At 69.3% G+C, this 16,385-nt stretch carries 15 protein-coding genes and 1 pseudogene; 11 read left to right on the top strand and 5 right to left on the bottom strand.

What is annotated here, in order from left to right; translation table 11 throughout:
• The first annotated feature begins 9 nt into the window (after positions 1-9).
• The 4 genes from ctaC (at position 10) to ETD85_RS33040 (ending at position 4,265) form a co-directional block, all read left to right on the top strand.
• A complete protein-coding gene (gene ctaC / locus ETD85_RS33055) occupies positions 10-843 on the top strand; it encodes an aa3-type cytochrome oxidase subunit II (protein ID WP_138693739.1) in 834 nt (277 codons plus the stop codon).
• Entirely contained in the window at positions 840-2,501 is a 1,662-nt protein-coding gene (ctaD, locus tag ETD85_RS33050; protein WP_138693738.1) for an aa3-type cytochrome oxidase subunit I, read from the top strand. The genes ctaC and ctaD overlap by 4 nt, the downstream gene beginning before the upstream one ends.
• Complete coding sequence (locus ETD85_RS33045; protein WP_138693737.1) at positions 2,501-2,914, top strand: cytochrome c oxidase subunit 4; 414 nt, start codon at positions 2,501-2,503, stop codon at positions 2,912-2,914. Before ctaD ends, ETD85_RS33045 begins: the two co-directional genes overlap by 1 nt.
• 142 nt (positions 2,915-3,056) lie before the next feature.
• Positions 3,057-4,265: a L,D-transpeptidase gene (locus ETD85_RS33040; protein ID WP_138693736.1), complete on the top strand. Its 1,209-nt coding sequence runs from the start codon at positions 3,057-3,059 to the stop codon at positions 4,263-4,265.
• Positions 4,266-4,323: 58 nt separating this feature from the next.
• Here the strand turns inward: ETD85_RS33040 and trpD are convergent, their stop codons facing one another.
• Both trpD and ETD85_RS33030 read right to left on the bottom strand, forming a co-directional pair.
• Positions 4,324-5,370, bottom strand: a complete 1,047-nt coding sequence (gene trpD / locus ETD85_RS33035) for an anthranilate phosphoribosyltransferase (RefSeq protein WP_138693735.1) — start codon at positions 5,368-5,370, stop codon at positions 4,324-4,326.
• A gap of 6 nt (positions 5,371-5,376) precedes the next feature.
• The gene (locus ETD85_RS33030; RefSeq protein ID WP_138693755.1) at positions 5,377-5,802 is read right to left on the bottom strand and encodes a hypothetical protein; all 426 of its coding nucleotides are present in this window, start codon (positions 5,800-5,802) and stop codon (positions 5,377-5,379) included.
• 193 nt (positions 5,803-5,995) lie between these two features.
• Between ETD85_RS33030 and ctaE the strand changes: the two genes are divergently transcribed.
• Genes ctaE through qcrB form a run of 4 tightly spaced genes read left to right on the top strand, consistent with a single transcriptional unit; the run spans position 5,996 to position 10,243 of the window.
• Positions 5,996-6,649 carry an aa3-type cytochrome oxidase subunit III gene (gene ctaE / locus ETD85_RS33025; RefSeq protein WP_138693734.1) on the top strand — a complete coding sequence of 218 codons (654 nt, stop codon included), beginning with the start codon at positions 5,996-5,998 and terminating at the stop codon, positions 6,647-6,649.
• Positions 6,650-6,663: 14 nt separating this feature from the next.
• Positions 6,664-7,473 carry a cytochrome bc1 complex diheme cytochrome c subunit gene (gene qcrC / locus ETD85_RS33020; protein WP_138693733.1) on the top strand — a complete coding sequence of 270 codons (810 nt, stop codon included), beginning with the start codon at positions 6,664-6,666 and terminating at the stop codon, positions 7,471-7,473.
• Positions 7,470-8,585, top strand: coding sequence for a cytochrome bc1 complex Rieske iron-sulfur subunit (gene qcrA / locus ETD85_RS33015; protein WP_138693732.1), 1,116 nt, complete (start codon positions 7,470-7,472; stop codon positions 8,583-8,585). The genes qcrC and qcrA overlap by 4 nt, the downstream gene beginning before the upstream one ends.
• The gene (gene qcrB, locus ETD85_RS33010; RefSeq protein ID WP_138693731.1) at positions 8,582-10,243 is read left to right on the top strand and encodes a cytochrome bc1 complex cytochrome b subunit; all 1,662 of its coding nucleotides are present in this window, start codon (positions 8,582-8,584) and stop codon (positions 10,241-10,243) included. Before qcrA ends, qcrB begins: the two co-directional genes overlap by 4 nt.
• Before the next feature lie 72 nt (positions 10,244-10,315).
• On the opposite strand, the gene ETD85_RS33005 is transcribed toward qcrB, so the two are convergent.
• Genes ETD85_RS33005 through ETD85_RS32995 form a run of 3 tightly spaced genes read right to left on the bottom strand, consistent with a single transcriptional unit; the run spans position 10,316 to position 13,010 of the window.
• Entirely contained in the window at positions 10,316-10,894 is a 579-nt protein-coding gene (locus tag ETD85_RS33005) for a hypothetical protein (RefSeq protein WP_138693730.1), read from the bottom strand.
• Between the two features lie 41 nt (positions 10,895-10,935).
• A complete protein-coding gene (locus tag ETD85_RS33000; RefSeq protein WP_138693729.1) occupies positions 10,936-11,223 on the bottom strand; it encodes an Lrp/AsnC family transcriptional regulator in 288 nt (95 codons plus the stop codon).
• A 17-nt stretch (positions 11,224-11,240) separates the two neighbouring features.
• Positions 11,241-13,010: a DEDD exonuclease domain-containing protein gene (locus tag ETD85_RS32995; RefSeq protein ID WP_206058846.1), complete on the bottom strand. Its 1,770-nt coding sequence runs from the start codon at positions 13,008-13,010 to the stop codon at positions 11,241-11,243.
• A 30-nt stretch (positions 13,011-13,040) separates the two neighbouring features.
• On the opposite strand from ETD85_RS32995, the gene ETD85_RS32990 reads away from it, so the two are divergent.
• The 3 genes and pseudogenes from ETD85_RS32990 to ETD85_RS64860 all read left to right on the top strand — a co-directional run.
• The gene (locus tag ETD85_RS32990) at positions 13,041-14,543 is read left to right on the top strand and encodes a serine/threonine-protein kinase (RefSeq protein WP_138693727.1); all 1,503 of its coding nucleotides are present in this window, start codon (positions 13,041-13,043) and stop codon (positions 14,541-14,543) included.
• On the top strand, positions 14,533-15,975 hold the full coding sequence (locus ETD85_RS32985) for a serine/threonine-protein kinase (protein WP_138693726.1): 1,443 nt from the start codon (positions 14,533-14,535) through the stop codon (positions 15,973-15,975). The genes ETD85_RS32990 and ETD85_RS32985 overlap by 11 nt, the downstream gene beginning before the upstream one ends.
• 80 nt (positions 15,976-16,055) lie before the next feature.
• A pseudogene (locus ETD85_RS64860) lies at positions 16,056-16,385 on the top strand (DUF4870 domain-containing protein); the annotation flags it as partial.

Here is a 16,385-nt window from a genome sequence, read left to right as displayed (position 1 = left end):
AGGCGATCCGTGAGTCCGACTCGCCGTACGACGCGGCGTTCGTTGGCCCGGCGCAGGGTGCCGCGCGCCGCCGCTTTGGCGTTGCTGCTGGCCACTGCTACGGCGTGTGCTAATGACGTCCCCGAGGCCGACTGGTCTCGCGGCCTTCTTCCCGACCACGTCACCACAGAGGGTGGCGTGGTTCAGAACCTGTGGAACGGGGCCTGGATCGCCGCACTCGCCACGGGCGCCGTCGTCATCGTGCTGATCGTGTGGGCTGCGATCTTCCATCGCAAGCGCAAGACGACCAAGGCAGAGCTCCCGCCGCAGGTGCGTTACAACCTGCCGATCGAGATCCTCTACACCTTGATCCCGCTCGTGATGGTGTCGGTGTTCTTCTTCTTCACCGCCCGCGACAGCGAGGCCATCACCCGCGTCGTCGGCGACGCGCCGGTCAAGGTGAAGGTGGAGGCGTTCCAGTGGAGCTGGCGCTTCACCACCACCGTCAACGGCAAGACGCTGGCGCCCGTCGCGGGCATGCCGGTCAGCGACTACCACCAGGGCCCCCAGCTGGTCCTGCCGGTGAACTCGAAGGTCGAGTTCGACCTGTCGACCGAAGACGTCATCCACTCCTTCTGGGTGCCCGCGTTCCTGTTCAAGCGTGACGTCATCCCCGGCATCCGCGAGGACAACCCGGGCCGCAAGTTCGAGATCACGACGCTCAACAAGCCGGACGTCTACGCAGGCCGCTGCGCCGAACTGTGCGGTGTCGACCACAGCCGGATGCTGTTCTCGGTGAAGCTCGTTCCGCAGGCTGAGTTCGACCAGTACATTGCGACCCACCAGGCTGGGAGTGCCCAGTGACCGCCATTCAAGAACCACTTCGCGCGCCGGTACGGCCCAGCACCAAGGGCCAGGTGATCGCCAAGTGGCTGTCCTCGACTGATCACAAGATCATCGGACACCTTTACCTGATCACGTCGTTCGCCTTCTTCCTGATCGGCGGCATCATGGCGCTGATCATGAGGGCCGAGCTGGCGCAGCCGGGCCTGCAGATCACCAGCAACGAGCAGTTCAACCAGCTGTTCACCATGCACGGCACGATCATGCTGCTGATGTTCGCGACGCCGCTGTTCGCCGGCTTCGCCAACGAGCTGATGCCGCTGCAGATCGGCGCTCCCGACGTGGCGTTCCCCCGCCTCAACATGGTCAGCTACTGGCTCTACCTGTTCGGCAGCATCATCGCCGTGTCCGGCTTCTTCACCCCGGGCGGCGCCGCGTCGTTCGGCTGGTTCGCCTACACGCCGCTGTCCAACGCGATCCAGTCGCCCGGCATCGGCGGCGACCTGTGGATCATGGGTCTGGCCCTGTCGGGTCTCGGCACGATCCTCGGCTCGGTCAACTTCATCACCACGATCATCTGCATGCGCGCACCCGGCATGACGATGTTCCGCATGCCGATCTTCACCTGGAACGTGCTGCTGACCAGCATGCTCGTGCTGATGGCCTTCCCGGTGCTGGCCGCCGCGCTGCTGGCCCTGGAGGCCGACCGCAAGCTGGGCACCCACATCTTCGCCTCGGAGAACGGCGGGGCGTTGCTGTGGCAGCACCTGTTCTGGTTCTTCGGCCATCCAGAGGTCTACATCATCGCGTTGCCGTTCTTCGGCATCGTGACCGAGATCCTGCCGGTGTTCAGCCGTAAGCCGATCTTCGGTTACATCAGCCTCGTGGCCGCGACGATCTCGATCGCCGGCCTGTCCATCACGGTCTGGGCGCACCACATGTTCCCGACCGGGCAGGTGTTGCTACCGTTCTTCTCGTTCATGACGTTCCTCATCGCGGTGCCGACGGGCGTGAAGTTCTTCAACTGGGTCGGCACGATGTGGCGAGGGCATCTGTCGTTCGAGTCGCCGATGCTGTTCTCGATCGGCTTCCTCATCACGTTCCTCCTGGGCGGTCTGACGGGCGTCATCCTGGCCTCGCCGCCGCTCGACTTCCACATCAGCGACACCTACTTCGTCGTCGCCCACTTCCACTACGTGGTCTTCGGCACCGTCGTGTTCGCGATGTTCGCCGGCTTCTACTTCTGGTGGCCCAAGTTCACCGGCAAGATGCTCGACGACAAGCTGGGCAAGCTGCAGTTCTGGCTGCTGTTCATCGGCTTCCACACGACGTTCCTCATCCAGCACTGGCTGGGCGTGCTCGGCTTCCCGCGCCGCTACGCCGACTACAGCGCGGCCGACGGCTTCACCGACCTCAACCTGATCTCGTCGGTGGGCGCGTTCGTGCTGGGCGCCTCGACGCTGCCGTTCTTCTACAACGTGTGGAAGACCTGGCGCACCGCGCCCAAGGTCACGGTCGACGACCCCTGGGGTTACGGCGGCTCGCTCGAATGGGCGACCTCCTGCCCGCCGCCGCGGCACAACTTCACCTCGCTGCCGCGCATCCGGTCCGAGCGTCCCGCGTTCGACCTGCACTACCCGCACGTATCCGCCAAGTCCGCCCAGGAGGTCGAGGCCTGATGAAGGTCCAGGGTTGGCTGTTCCTGCTGTGCGGCCTGTTCTTCGCCGGTGTCGACATCGCCTACTGGTTCTGGACCAAGGCGGCGACGGGCCACGGTGAACCGGTCGGCACCACCGCCATGGCCATCTCGGTCGGGTTCGCGTTCATGGTGGGCTACTACCTGATGTTCACCGCGCGGCGCATCGGGCCGCAGCCGGAGGACGACAAGCAGGCCGAGATCAGCGACGGCGCGGGCGAGATCGGGTTCTTCAGCCCGAGCAGCTGGTGGCCGCTGTTCCTGTGCCTGGCGGCGGCCTTCGCCTTCGCCGGGTTCGTGTTCGGCTTCTGGATGTTCCTCATCGGCGTCTTCCTGATCGTCATGGCCATGATCGGGTTCGTGTTCCAGTACTACCGGGGCAACTTCTCGCACTAGCCCCACCAGTAGCGGACGTCCTTCCATGGGGGAGGGGCGTCCGCTTTTTGGTGTTCTTTACCAGTGCACGGATGTGGTGATTCGATCACTCAGGGTAATAAAGGAGGCAGAAGCGGTTCGATCTTGGACGAGGGAGTCACTCGTGGGGCGCGTAGCGTATGGATCGGCCGGCCTGCTGGCCTTGGCGCTGCTGACGGCGTGCTCGGGCGGGCCTGCCGAAGTTCCTCAGGGGGCCGCCATGGCGGGTAAGGCGGCCCAGGGGCCCCCTGTGGCGTTCTTCCCGCCGGACAAGGCCGCCAACGTGCCCACGGACCAGACCGTGGTCGTGGCGGCGCATGGGGGCGCGCTGAAGAGCGTACGGGTGGACGGCGGCAAGGCGGGCGCGCTGCCCGGCGAGCTGAGCGCCGACCACACCCGCTGGCGCAGCACCGGGACCGCCCGGCCGGGCGCCTCCTACACCGTCACCGCGGTCTCCGTGAACGCGGCGGGCAAGCAGAGTGAGTCCACCAGCACGTTCAAGACCGTCAAGGGCGGCAAGACGTTCGACATCCAGACCATCACCCCGAACAAGGACGACACCGGGCTGACCGTCGGCATCGGCATGCCCGTGATGATCGCCTTTGACAAGCCGGTCAGCGACCGCGTCTCCGTCGAGCGCAACCTGTCCATCCACAGCACCAAGCCGGTGGAGGGGGCCTGGCACTGGTTCGACGACTCCCACGTCGACTTCCGGCCGGAGAAGTACTGGCCCGCGCACTCGAAGGTGCGGGTGGAGGCGCGGCTGGCCGGCGTACGCGGAGGGCCCGGCCTGTACGGCAAGCGGGACGTCAAGCTCGACTTCAAGATCGGCCGGTCGCAGATCACGCGGGGCAGCACCGACAACCACGTGCTCACGGTCAAGCGGGACGGCAAGAAGATCCGTACGATGCCGATGAGCGCCGGCCAGGGCGGGCAGTGGAAGTACTACACGACCTCGGGCATCCACCTGGCGATGTCGCGCGAGCCCGTCACGGTCATGACCTCGCCGGGCATCGGCCCGGGCTCGCCGGGCTACTACCAGCTCACCGTCTACAACACCGTCCGCATTTCCAACAGCGGCGAGTACGTGCACAGCGCGCCCTGGTCGGTCGGCTCGCAGGGCAACTCGAACGTCAGCCACGGGTGCGTGAACATCAGCCCGGAGAACGCCGCCTGGTTCATCAAGAACACGCTGATCGGCGACCCGATCATCATCACCGGGTCGCCGCGCAAGCTGGAGCCCACCAACGGGTGGGGGCACTGGCAGGAGAACTGGAAGCAGTGGCTCAAGTGGAGCTCGCTGAAGGCCGGCCCCACCATGGCCCTGCCCTAACCAGCGGCCCTGCCTCGGTCTTGTGGGCCGGGCCCCGTCGGGGCCCGGCCTTGCCGCCTTACGCCCGGCGGAAGGAGCCGCTGGCCTCGATCCAGCGGTCGAGGGTGGCGGCGGCGCCGCCGGAGTCGACCGCCTGGACCGCGCGGGCGTAGCCGTCGATCATGGCCGCGTCGAGGTTGTCGCCGGGCCCGTTGAGCGCCACCAGGGCCGCGGCGGCGTTGAGCAGCACGGCGTCGCGCACGGGGCCCGTCTTGCCGCGTACGAGATCGTGCACGGCCTGCGCGTTGAACTCCACGTCGCCGCCCCGCAGCGCGCCCACGTCGGCGCGCGCGATGCCGAGGACGGTCGGGTCGAACGTGACCTGCGTCGCCGCGCCGTCCTTGACCACCCAGACCGTCGAGGTGGCCGCGATGGTCAGCTCGTCGAGGCCGTCGTCGCCGCGGAAGACCAGGGCGGACACGCCGCGCTCGGCGAACACGCCCGCGAGCACCGGCAGCATGCCGGCGTCGAAGACGCCGATGGCCTGGGCCGCGGGACGGGCCGGGTTGGTGAGCGGGCCCAGGAAGTTGAAGATCGTGGGCACCCCGATCTCCTTGCGCGTGGGCCCGGCGAAGCGCAGCGCGGGGTGGTAGACCGGGGCGAAGCAGAAGGCGATGCCCGCCTCGCGCGCCACCTGGGCGGTCTGCTCAGGCGAGAGGTCGAGCCGGATGCCCAGGTGCTCCAGGACGTCGGCGGCGCCGCACGAGGACGAGGCGGCCCGGTTGCCGTGCTTGACCACGCGGGCGCCCGCGGCGGCGGCCACGATCGCGGCCATCGTGGAGACGTTGACGGTGTGGGCGCGGTCGCCGCCGGTGCCGACGATGTCGACCACGGGGCCCTCCACGCTCAGCGGTGTGGCCAGATCGAGCATGGTGCGGGCCAAGCCCACCACCTCCGCCACGGTCTCGCCCTTGGCGCGCAGGGCGATCACGAACCCGGCGATCTGGGACGGCGTCGCGGCGCCGGACATGATCTCCCGCATCGCCCAGGCCGACTCGTCGGAGGTGAGGTGCTCTCCGGACAGGAGAGCGGTGAGCAGGGCGGGCCAGGTCGTCCGGGAGTCCATGGGCACCTACTTGGCGTTGAGTCGGGTGGCGGAGCGGCGGCGCATCAGGTCGGCGACGGTGTCGGCCAGGACCATGGGCTCCAGAGGCTGCGGCACGACGGCGTCGGCCTTGGACCAGTCGGCCAGCCAGCGGTCGTCGCGCCTGGCGATGATCAGGCAGATGGGCGGGCAGTCGTAGACCTCGTCCTTGGCCTGCCGGGAGACGCCCATGCCGCCGGCCGGCTGCGTCTCGCCGTCGAGGATCGCCACGTCGATCTCGCCCGAGCCCAGCCACTGGTGGACCTTGGGCTCGGTGGCGCACTCCACGATCTCGACGAGGGGTACGTCGGCGGCGGGGCGCCTGCCGATGGCCTGGACCACTTCGGCCCTGGTGGTGGCGTCGTCGCTGTAGACGAGGACCCTCATCGTGTCGTCGGTGCTCCCACTGGACATCACGGTCGCGCTCACTATCGCTCGTAGCGGTATGGTCACCCTGGATCGTACCGGTGCTCCGGCCCGCAATCCCAGGCCGCCCGGCCTGTGAGCCGGTTTGTTGGGTGTTTTGTGGCGATTATCCCAGGTTGGTTGGTGGTTTCCACCTGCTAACGGGGGGTCGTGCGCCGGACCGACCACCGCAACCGCAATAATGCTGCCCGTGGCGACAGCATCCGCAATAACTTCGACGACGGCAGCCCAGTCGTATCGCAGACCCAATCTGGTCAGCGTCGGTACGATCGTGTGGCTGTCCTCTGAGCTCATGTTCTTCGCGGCGCTGTTCGCGATGTACTTCACCATCCGGTCGGTGAGCACCGGCAACGGCTTCGAGTGGGGCCCCGCACTGCACAAGGCGGGCCTGGAGGTCGCAGAAGGCGCTCACCTGAACATCCCGTTCGCGACGGTCAACACGATCATCCTGGTTCTGTCGAGTGTGACGTGCCAGCTCGGTGTGTGGGCCGCAGAGAAGGGCCAGGTCGGCAAGCTCCGGTTCTGGTACATCATCAGCTTCCTCATGGGCGCGGTCTTCGTCGCCGGGCAGCTGTACGAGTACATGGAGCTGGCGTCAGAGGGCGCGACCTTGTCCGCTAACGCCTACACCTCGGTGTTCTACCTGACGACGGGCTTCCACGGCCTGCACGTGACCGGTGGCCTGATCGCGTTCCTGTTCATGCTGGGACGCACGTACGCCGCGAAGCGCTTCACGCATGAGCAGGCCACCAGCGCGATCGTCGTGTCCTACTACTGGCACTTCGTAGACGTCGTCTGGATCGGTCTTTTCGCGACCATCTACATCATTCGTTAAGGAACGGGATCTCTGTGACTAGGATTACCGCTTGGCGGCGGCATCCCCTCGCGAGATACGCCGTCCTGATTTTGGCGTTGGCGCTGGTCGGGATGGTATACGCCGCCTTTGTCCAGGCGGGCAAGCCTGCCGACGCGGCACTGGCGGCAGGCAAGGTCGACGACGTGGCCGAGGGCAGGAGCCTGTTCGTCGCCCACTGCTCGAGCTGCCACGGCATGAACGCGCAGGGCACCGCGACCGCTCCCACGCTCGTCGGCGTCGGCGCCGCGGCCGTCGACTTCCAGATGAGCACGGGCCGCATGCCCGCGGCGAACCCGGGGCCGCAGGCGCCGCGCAAGCCGACGGCTCCCTGGGTCAACGAGACGACGACCAGGCAGGTCGCGGCCTACGTGCAGTCGCTCGGCGGCGGTCCGCAGGTCCCAGGGGCCGAGCAGGTCGACGCCAAGCTCGGCGACGCCGGCAAGGGTGGCGAGCTGTTCCGCGCCAACTGCATCCAGTGCCACAACTGGGTCGGCGCCGGCGGTGCCTTGACGCAGGGCAAGTACGCGCCCAACCTCAATGAGGCGACCCCGACGCAGATCTACGAGGCGATGGTCACCGGTCCGCAGGCGATGCCCGTCTTCAACGACTCGACGATCACGCCGGAAGAGAAGCGCAGCATGATCGCGTACATCACGCAGGTTCGTGAGCAGAAGGACCCGGGAGGCTTCGCCCTCGGGCGCATCGGCCCGGTCACCGAAGGTCTCGTAGCGTGGATCGTGGGCCTCGGCGCCCTCGCACTCGCAGCCATCTGGATCACCGCGAAGAAGCGACAGAAGTCATGACAGACAACGAGCACGAGATCGAGCAGCCGGACGAACGCGTACCCAAGCGCGTCATCGGCACCCCCGCGCCGGGCACCTCGATGCTCGGCACCGCGGAAGCGACGGACACCGCCGACCAGGACGTCCCCGGTGTGACGCTGCAGGACGAGAAGAAGGCCCGCAAGGCGGAGAAGATCGTGGCGCTCTGCTTCATGATCACCTTCCTGGCGTCCATCGCGTTCATCGTCTCCTACGTGGTCTTCCAGGTCGGCAGCCCCGAGGCGACCGGCACGTCCAACCTCGCGCTGGGCGGCTCGCTGACGGTGGCGATCCTGGGACTCGCGATCGGCATCGTGATCTGGGTCCGCCAGATCATGCCGAAATACTCCTTGATCCAGGAGCGCCACCCGATGGCCTCCGCCGAGGACGACCGCGAGGTCGTGGCCGACACGTTCGTCCAGGGCGCCAACGAGAGCGGCTTCGTCAAGCGCAAGCTGCTGCGCCGCACGCTGCTGCTGGCCGCCGCGCCGCTGGGCCTCGTCCCGGTGGTCCTGCTGCGCGACCTCGACAACAGCAAGATGCCGGGCGCCAAGTTCAACCAGACGCTGCGGCACACGGTGTGGGGTGAGAAGACCAAGGAGGGCAAGCCGCTCAGGCTCGTCGTCGAGGGCACGGGCCAGCCGATCCGCGCCGCCGACTTCAACTCGCCCGGCGGCATCCTGTCGGTGGTCCCCGAGGGCTACCAGCACGACCTCAACGCCCTCGCCAAGGCCACGCTCATCCTGATCAAGTTCCGGCCGGAAGAGATCAAGAGCGGCGTCCGCCAGAACTGGATCCACGACGGCATCGTGGCCTACTCCAAGATCTGCACCCACGTGGGCTGCCCCGCGGCGCTCTACGAGCAGAACACCCACCACATCCTCTGCCCGTGCCACCAGTCGACGTTCGACGCCGCAGACGGCGCGAAGGTCATCTTCGGCCCGGCCGCGCGGCCGCTGCCGCAGCTGCCGATCACCGTCGACGGAGAGGGTTACCTCGTCGCCCAGGGAGACTTCGAGGTGCCCCCTGGCCCCAGCTACTGGGAACGCGGTGACGCCGAGGCCGCGGCGAGGGAGAAGGGAGGCCAGGCATGAGCGACGAACTCAAGTCGGTGCCCAAGGGCATCGCAGGGCCGTCGACCTTCCTCGACGACCGCATCGGCGGCGCCAACTTCCTCAAGCGCAACCTGCGCAAGATCTTCCCGGACCACTGGTCGTTCCTGCTGGGTGAGATCGCCCTCTACTCGTTCATCATCCTGCTGCTGACCGGTACGTTCCTGACGTTCTGGTTCAAGCCGAGCATGGGCGAGATCGCCTACGACGGCTCGTACGCGCCGCTCAAGGGCGTCATGATGTCCGAGGCCTACGCGTCGTCGCTGGAGATCAGCTTCGACGTCCGGGGTGGACTGCTCATCCGGCAGATGCACCACTGGGCGGCCCTGCTCTTCGTGGCCGGCATGATGGTCCACGCGCTGCGGGTGTTCTTCACCGGCGCCTACCGCAAGCCGCGCGAGCTCAACTGGATCATCGGCGTGCTGCTGCTGACCCTGGCGCTGGCCGAGGGCCTGACCGGCTACTCACTCCCCGACGACCTGCTCTCCGGCGCCGGTCTGCGGATCACCGAGGGCGTGGCGATCTCGCTGCCGCTGGTCGGCACGTACATCACGTTCTTCCTGTTCGGCGGGGAATATCCGGGTGAGGATGTCATCTCCCGGTTCTACGCGCTGCACATCCTGCTCATCCCGGGCATCCTGCTGGCGCTGATCTCGGCCCACATGGTGCTCATGTGGGTGCAGAAGCACACGCAGATGCCGGGCAAGGGCCGGACCAACCAGAACGTCGTGGGCGCGCCGTTCTACCCGGCCTTCATGGCGAAGGCGGGCGCGTACATGCTGTTCACGCTCGCCGTGATCTCGGGGCTGGCGACGTTCACCCAGATCAACCCGATCTGGTTGTTCGGGCCCTACACACCGGCGGACGTGTCGGCGGGCTCGCAGCCCGACTTCTACATGGGCTTCCTCGAAGGCGCGCTGCGCATCATGCCGCCGTGGGAGATCAACCTCTTCGGCACGGCCCACGCGGGCACGCTGCCGTTGAGCGTCATCGTCCCGGCGCTGGTGCCGATGGGCATCATCATGACCGGTCTCGCGCTCTACCCGTTCCTCGAACGCTGGGTGACGGGCGACCACCGCGAGCACCACGTCGTGGACCGGCCGCGCAACAACCCGCACCGGACCGCGATCGGCATCTCGGCCATGACGTTCTACGGCGTGCTGTGGCTGCTGGGCGCCAACGACGAGATCTCGGCGAACTTCCACATCAGCCTCAACTGGACGACGTACGCCGGCCGGGTGCTGATCTTCGTCGCTCCGGCGCTGGCCTACCTGATCACCTACCGCATGTGCCTCGGCCTGCAGCGTTCCGACGCCGCGGTCGTCTCGCACGGTGTGGAGTCCGGCGTGATCAAGCGGCTGCCGCACGGTGAGTTCATCGAGGTCCACACGCCTCCGGCGGACGACCTCGAGGCCCACATGCGGGGCAAGGAGCCGGTGCCGATGCTGCCGGTCGCCGAGGACAGCGCGGGCATCCCGCCGAAGGGCATGCGCGGGCCGCTCGGCAAGCTCCGCGCGCGGATGTCGAAGGCGTACGGCGGGGAGAAGATCCCGCTGGACGACGGGCACGGGCATGGGCACGGCGAGGACGAGCACGCCGCGCTGGGCTCGGGCGGCGACGACCGCAGCCTCACGCACTGACCGCGGACGCCACAGGGCCCGCCCGGAGAGAGCATCAGGCTCTCCGGGCGGGCCCGTCCGCGTGTGCGGGGCTCACCACTTGTCCCAGCCGTGCCAGCCGTACCAGTGGCCGGTGAGATGCCGGAAGGTGTCGTCGTACGTCTCCTCCGGCACCCCCACGGGCAGCAGGAGGAAGCGGGTGTTGCTGTGGATGGCCCATTCCTCGGCGATGAGCGCGGCGCTGCCCGGGACGTGCTCATCGCTGTCCGCCGAGGTGTAGGTGAACGCGTAGCAGACTCGGTACAGGCCCACCCACCGGCAGGGGGAGTCCTGCGGGCCTTCTGCCGTCACGGTCTTGGCGTAGGCGTCGAGGCTCGGCTTGGAGATCGCGAACCGTGCCTGGAAGGGCGCGTCGGTGATGAGCGCGACCGCGATTCCCGCGACGAGGTACCAGGGCGGCAACCAGCGGTCCAGCCGGCCGGTGATCGGGCCCTGCCTGGATGCCAGCCCGCAGCGGATCACCCAGATGGCGAGCAGCGGGCCGCCGAGGAAGAAGAGGACGAAGATGATCTCGATGGTGTACCAGTGCGGGACGCCGGCCCAGTAGAGGACGAGGCAGCCGACGGCCGAGACCGCGGACATGAAGGGCCATCCGGGCGGCTTGATGATCATGCGCGCCGCCCTAAGGGCGCGGCCCGGGTGCCCGGCAGGGGTCAGTCGGACTCGGGAAAGCCGATCGAGAAGGCCGCGTCGAGGTCGTGCTTGGAGTAGGTGCGGAAGGCGATGTGCGTCTCGGTGTGCAGCACGCCCGCGACCTTGTTGATCCGCCCGGGGATGACCTCGGCGATCTCCTCGTAGGCGGCCACCCTGACCATCGCCAGCAGGTCGTATTCGCCGGTGATGGAGTAGACCTCGCTGACGCCCTCGATCTCGGCGATCGTCTGGGCGACCTCCGGGATCCGGTCTACCTCTGCGTTGATGTGGACGATTGCCGTGACCATGGACCAACTCTATCGGGTCACCTCAAAGGGCGCCCCTCCCGCCCGCGCGGCTGGTCGAAGTGCCGGTAGGCCAGGTCGATGCGCTCCTTGTGGCGGGCGGCCCCCCGGGCGGGCAGGCTCCACTCGCCGTCGACCTCCACCAGCCGCACCCCCGGTGACTCCAGCCAGCGCAGGATGCACTCGGTCTCCTCGGCGGAGGCGGCGTGGACGGGCCCGGGGCCGGGGATGACGACCTCCGCCGTGGCGGTCAGCGAGGCGACGAACGGGGTCGGATGGGTGCCTTTGCGCATCACCCCGGCCGCGGCCAGCCGGCCGTACCGGACGACGTGGAGATCCCAGCCGCCGTCGAACGCCGGGCTGGCGGCGACGAGCTGCGGGATGCGCGTGATGGCGCTCAGGCGCTGCATGCGAGCGGCCGTACGGACGAAGGCGGCCAGCCGGTCGCGGTCGATGGAGGCCTCTTCGTAGCGCTGCTCCATCGACAGCCGCTCCATGCGGGCCGACACGGCCGTGAAGACGGGCGTGGCGTCGAGCGTCATGGCGCGCCGGGCGCTCTCCGCGTGCAGCGAATATTCCTCCTGGCTCTCCCGGCCCTCGCAGGGCGCGCCGCAGCGGCCCATCTCGTGCAGCACGCAGGCCGCGCGCCGGGTGCGCAGGGTGATCGGCTGGGTGCACTGGCGCAGCGGGACCGCCTCGTGCAGGGCGATGCGGGCCTCGTCGGCCAGCCGGGCGCTGGTGAAGGGCCCCAGGTAGGTGGCGCCGTCGTCCTTGAGATCGCGGACGATCGACAGGCGGGGGAACGGCTCGGTGGTGAGCTTGAGCCAGACGACCTTCTCGGGGAAGCGGGAGCGGCGGTTGTAGCGGGGCTTGGCGCCGCCGATCAGGCGCAGCTCCCTGACCTCCGCCTCCAGGGCGGTCGCGCAGACGATGTGGCGCACCCGCTCGGCGATGCCGATCATCTCGCGGATGCGCGGGCGGGTCTCGCTCGCGGTGAAGTAGGAGCGCACGCGGTTGCGCAGGTTGGTGCTCTTGCCGATGTAGAGGACCTCGCCGCGCTCGTCCTCGAAGAGGTAGACGCCCGGCGCGTGCGGGACGGAGTCGGCCAGATGACGCTTGCGCTGCTGCTCGGGCGTGGGCGCCCGGACGAACGACTTGAGCTCTTCGAGCGTGTGCACCTGGAAGGACCCGGCCCGCTCGATCAGCCCGTGCAGCACGTCCACGGTGGCCCTGGCGTCCTGGAGCGCGCGGTGGCACGGCTCGGTGGGGCTGCGGAAGAACCTGGCCAGCGTGGCCAGCTTGGCGTTGGGCGTCTCGTCGCGGGTCAGCACGCGGCGGGCCAGGTCGACGGTGTCGACGACCGGGTTGGCCGGCGGGGGGTAGCCGTGCGCGGCGCAGGCGGCCTTGACGAAGCGGGTGTCGAAGCCGGCGTTGTGCGCCACCAGCGTGGAGCCGCGGATGAACTCCAGGAAGCTCGGCAGCACCGTCTCGATCCGCGGCGCGGCCACGACCATGGCGTCGGTGATGCCGGTCAGCACCGAGATGAACGGTGGTATCGGCCCTCCGGGGTCCACCAGCGTGGAGAACTCGCCGAGGACCTCGCCCGCCCGCACCTTGACCGCGCCGATCTCGGTGATGGCGTCCTCCGACGGGGAGCCACCGGTCGTCTCGAGGTCGAACACGACGAACGTGACGTCGCTCAGCGGGGTGCCGAGCTCGTCGAGGGTGCCTTGAACCGAGTCCACGAACCAAGACCATAGAGAGGGGGACCGACAGGAACGAATCACCATCCCTCTTGATCCTTAGTTACCCTTCCCTGTATGTCCGCGGGAAGACTTGCCGGCCGCTACTCCCTGCTGCGCCCTCTGGGCGCCGGCGGCATGGGGAAAGTGTGGCTGGCCAGGGATGAGATGCTTGAGCGCGAAGTGGCGGTCAAGGAGCTCACGCTGCCCGAGGGCGTGTCGGCCAAGGAGCGGGCCGACTCGGTGACCAGGGCCGTACGCGAGGCGCAGGCCACCGCGCGGCTGCGGCACCCCGGCATCGTGGCACTGCACGACGTCGTGGTCGAGCACGACCGGCCGTGGCTGGTCATGGAGCTGCTGAGAGGCCGCACCCTCGACGCGACGGTGCGCGAGTTCGGACCCATGCCGGCTGGGCATGTCGCGCGGATCGGCGCCGAGGTGCTGGAGGCGCTGAGCGTCGCCCACGCGCAGGGGCTGCAGCACCGCGACGTCAAGCCGGGCAACGTCTTCCTGACCGACAAGGGCAGGGTGGTGCTCACCGACTTCGGCATCGCCAGGCAGGAGGGCCAGGCCACGCTCACCGAGCAGGGCCTGATGATCGGCTCGCCCGGGTTCATCGCGCCCGAGCGGCTCGACGGCGAGCCCGGCGGTCCGGCCAGCGACCTGTGGTCGCTCGGCGCGACCCTCTACGTCGCGCTGACCGGCGCGGCCGCCTACGGGGGCTCGGCGGCCCAGCGGCTGCGCGCCACGCTGACGCAGCCGGTGCCGGTCGCGCCGGGCACGCTCGGCCCGCTGCTGGCGGCCATGATGGCCCAGCACCCGGCGGCCCGTCCCGACCCGCGCGTGGTCGTGGACGCGCTCAGGCAGGTCGCCGCGGGCGGTCCCGCGCCGCGGCTGCCCACGGGCCAGGCCGTGACCGCGCCCGGCCCGGTCAAGCGGCGCGGCCGGGTCGTGATCTGGGCCGCGGCCGCGGTGGCGCTGGTCGTCGCGGCGGGCGCGGCCGGCTTCTTCGTCCTGCGGAACCAGGGCGGCGGGACACCGTCGGCCTTCACCGTGCCGATGGACGTGTGCACGCTGATCGCCTCGCAGGAGGTCGGCCGGCTGCTGCGCACCCAGCAGCCGCCCAAGGGGCAGCCGAGCTCCGACGAGGTGGGCCCCAAGTGCGGCTGGCCGATCTCCGGCAGCGGCGTGGGCCTCCAGGTGCAGAAGGACTCCGACACCGTGGACCCCTGGTCGATGACCGTGCCCGCGGCCCGCACGCTCTTCCAGAGCCAGAAGCGCTGGTGGTCCAAGTACGACAGCATCGACTGGACGTGGCCCGAGATCGGCGCGAAGACGGCCAGGAGCGCCAAGCGCACCCAGGTGCGCCAGATCGACGGGGTCGGCGAGGAGGCGTTCGGCGTCGAGCTGGCGGGCTCCACGGGCCGGATCCACTCCTCCTACGTCTACTACCGGCTGGCCAATCTGGTGGTCAGCGTCGAATACTCCACCCTCGCCGAGAAGCCGACGGACGAGGACGTCAAGCAGGCGGCGCTGAAAGCGGCGCAGGCGAGCGTGCAGGCGTTGCGCAATGCCGGGTGACCTCTACCTCCTGGCGGGCCGCTACCGGCTGATCGAGCGGCTCGGGCAGGGCGGCGCGGGGACGGTGTGGCGGGCGATCGACGAGGTGCTCGACCGGCAGGTCGCGGTCAAGCAGGTGCGCGTGCCCGACGGGCTGAGCCCGCACGAGCGGGCCGAGTTCGCCGGCCGGGCCATCCACGAGGCCAGATCCGCCGGACGGCTGCGTGACCCGGCCATCGTGCTCATCCACGACGTGGTCCTCGAGAACGGTCAGCCGTGGATCATCATGGACATCGTCACCGGCCGCTCCCTAGACAAGGTGATCAAGGAGCAGGGGCCGCTGCCGCCCGCGTTCGTGGCCGCGGTCGGGCTGCGCGTGCTGTCCGCGCTGGAGGTCGCGCACGCGCACGGCATCCTGCACCAGGACGTCAAGCCGGCCAACATCCTGCTCGACGCCGACGGCTCCGCCATGCTCACCGACTTCGGCATCGCCGCGCCGATGGGCGGGCGGGGCGACAGGTTCGGCAGCGCGGGCTCGCCCGGCTACATGGCTCCCGAGCGGCTCAACGAGCAGCCCTCCGGCCCGTCGTCCGATCTGTGGTCGCTCGGCGCGAGCCTTTACACGGCCGTGCAGGGCCGCGCGCCGTTCGAGCGGGCGCTGCCCGCGGCGGTGGCCGCCGCGGTGCTGCTGCACGAGCCGCCCTTCCCCGAGAACGCGGGCCGCGACCTCGGCGGCCTGCTGATGGCCATGCTGGCGAAGGACCCGGCGGCCCGCCCCACGGCCCTCCAGGCCCGCGCGGCGCTGACCGCCGTGGCCGGTGGACGCCGCCACCGCTCCGGCCCCCGCAGGCGCTGGCTGCTGCCCGCCGCGCTCGCCGCCGTCGTGGCGCTGGGCGCGGGCGGCTGGTACGCCGTCAGCGCGGCCGGCGGGCAGCAGGAGACCGGCAAGTTCGCCGCCGCGCCCGACCCCTGCACGCTGCTCACCGACGCCCAGGCCGCCAAGATCATGAAGGGCACTCCCGAACGCAGCCTGAACCGGCCCGGCGAGTGCCAGTGGCTCATCCGGCGCGACGAGCGGCCCGGCCGCCGCCTCGTCGTCCGCGCCTGGACGGAGAAGCCCGACGGCGACCTCGGCGGCCCCCAGGTGGCGATGCGCCGCTTCACCAGCGAGAAGACCAGCCGCGACGCCGCGAAGGGCACGGTGCTGCGCCAGTCGCACGGCGGGGTCAGCGACGTCGCGGGCATCGGCGAGGCGGCGATCCTCCAGAACAGCTTCAAGCTCTATCTCAACACCAGCGAGAGCGGCTCGTCCGACAGCACGCTCCTTTTCCGCACGAGCAACCTGCTCGGCGAGGTGATCTGGCATCGTGAGGACGTGCCCGCCGAGACTCCAGCGGACAAGAGACCGGCCATCGACGCTGCCCGCCTGATCTCGGCGGAACTGTCGAAATGAGGACGAACGCGCTGCAAGCACCTGGCAAGAGGTGTGACTAGCATGTTTCCCCGCAAGTCAGGGCAACCCCAGGAGTCCCAGTGAATCCCGGTAGCGAGTACGAGCCGCCCACCACCCCTCGCCAGGTGCCGGGCCGGCAGTTCGAGCCGCCGATGCAGCCGCAGCCGCCGCAGCCGCAGCCGCCGTACAACCAGCCGCCGTACGGCCAGTGGCCGAACCATCCGCCCAGCCAGCCACCGGGCCAGCCGCACAATCAGCCGCCGGGCCAGTGGCCCGGCCAGCAGTCCGGCCAGCAGTCCGGCCCGTGGCCCGGGCAAGCGCAGGGGCAGGCGTCTGGTGAATGGCCTGGGCAGGGGCAGAGGCAGCAGTCCGGCCCGTGGCCCGGGCCGGGGCAGGGGCAGGGGCAGCCG

This window comes from Nonomuraea zeae (genome assembly GCF_005889725.1).
Classification (GTDB): domain Bacteria; phylum Actinomycetota; class Actinomycetes; order Streptosporangiales; family Streptosporangiaceae; genus Nonomuraea; species Nonomuraea zeae.
Note: the sequence above shows the minus strand (reverse complement) of the source record. Positions and strands in the feature narration are given on the sequence as shown.

Excerpts from the sequence above, each read along its gene's own strand:
- ETD85_RS33045 (WP_138693737.1), top strand. The coding sequence starts at position 2,501 with ATGAAGGTCCAGGGTTGGCTGTTCCTGCTGTGCGGCCTGTTCTTCGCC.
- trpD (WP_138693735.1), bottom strand. The coding sequence starts at position 5,370 with ATGGACTCCCGGACGACCTGGCCCGCCCTGCTCACCGCTCTCCTGTCC.
- ETD85_RS33030 (WP_138693755.1), bottom strand. The coding sequence starts at position 5,802 with ATGTCCAGTGGGAGCACCGACGACACGATGAGGGTCCTCGTCTACAGC.
- ctaE (WP_138693734.1), top strand. The coding sequence starts at position 5,996 with ATGCTGCCCGTGGCGACAGCATCCGCAATAACTTCGACGACGGCAGCC.
- qcrA (WP_138693732.1), top strand. The coding sequence starts at position 7,470 with ATGACAGACAACGAGCACGAGATCGAGCAGCCGGACGAACGCGTACCC.
- qcrB (WP_138693731.1), top strand. The coding sequence starts at position 8,582 with ATGAGCGACGAACTCAAGTCGGTGCCCAAGGGCATCGCAGGGCCGTCG.
- ETD85_RS33005 (WP_138693730.1), bottom strand. The coding sequence starts at position 10,894 with ATGATCATCAAGCCGCCCGGATGGCCCTTCATGTCCGCGGTCTCGGCC.
- ETD85_RS33000 (WP_138693729.1), bottom strand. The coding sequence starts at position 11,223 with ATGGTCACGGCAATCGTCCACATCAACGCAGAGGTAGACCGGATCCCG.
- ETD85_RS32995 (WP_206058846.1), bottom strand. The coding sequence starts at position 13,010 with ATGGTGATTCGTTCCTGTCGGTCCCCCTCTCTATGGTCTTGGTTCGTG.
- ETD85_RS32990 (WP_138693727.1), top strand. The coding sequence starts at position 13,041 with ATGTCCGCGGGAAGACTTGCCGGCCGCTACTCCCTGCTGCGCCCTCTG.
- ETD85_RS32985 (WP_138693726.1), top strand. The coding sequence starts at position 14,533 with ATGCCGGGTGACCTCTACCTCCTGGCGGGCCGCTACCGGCTGATCGAG.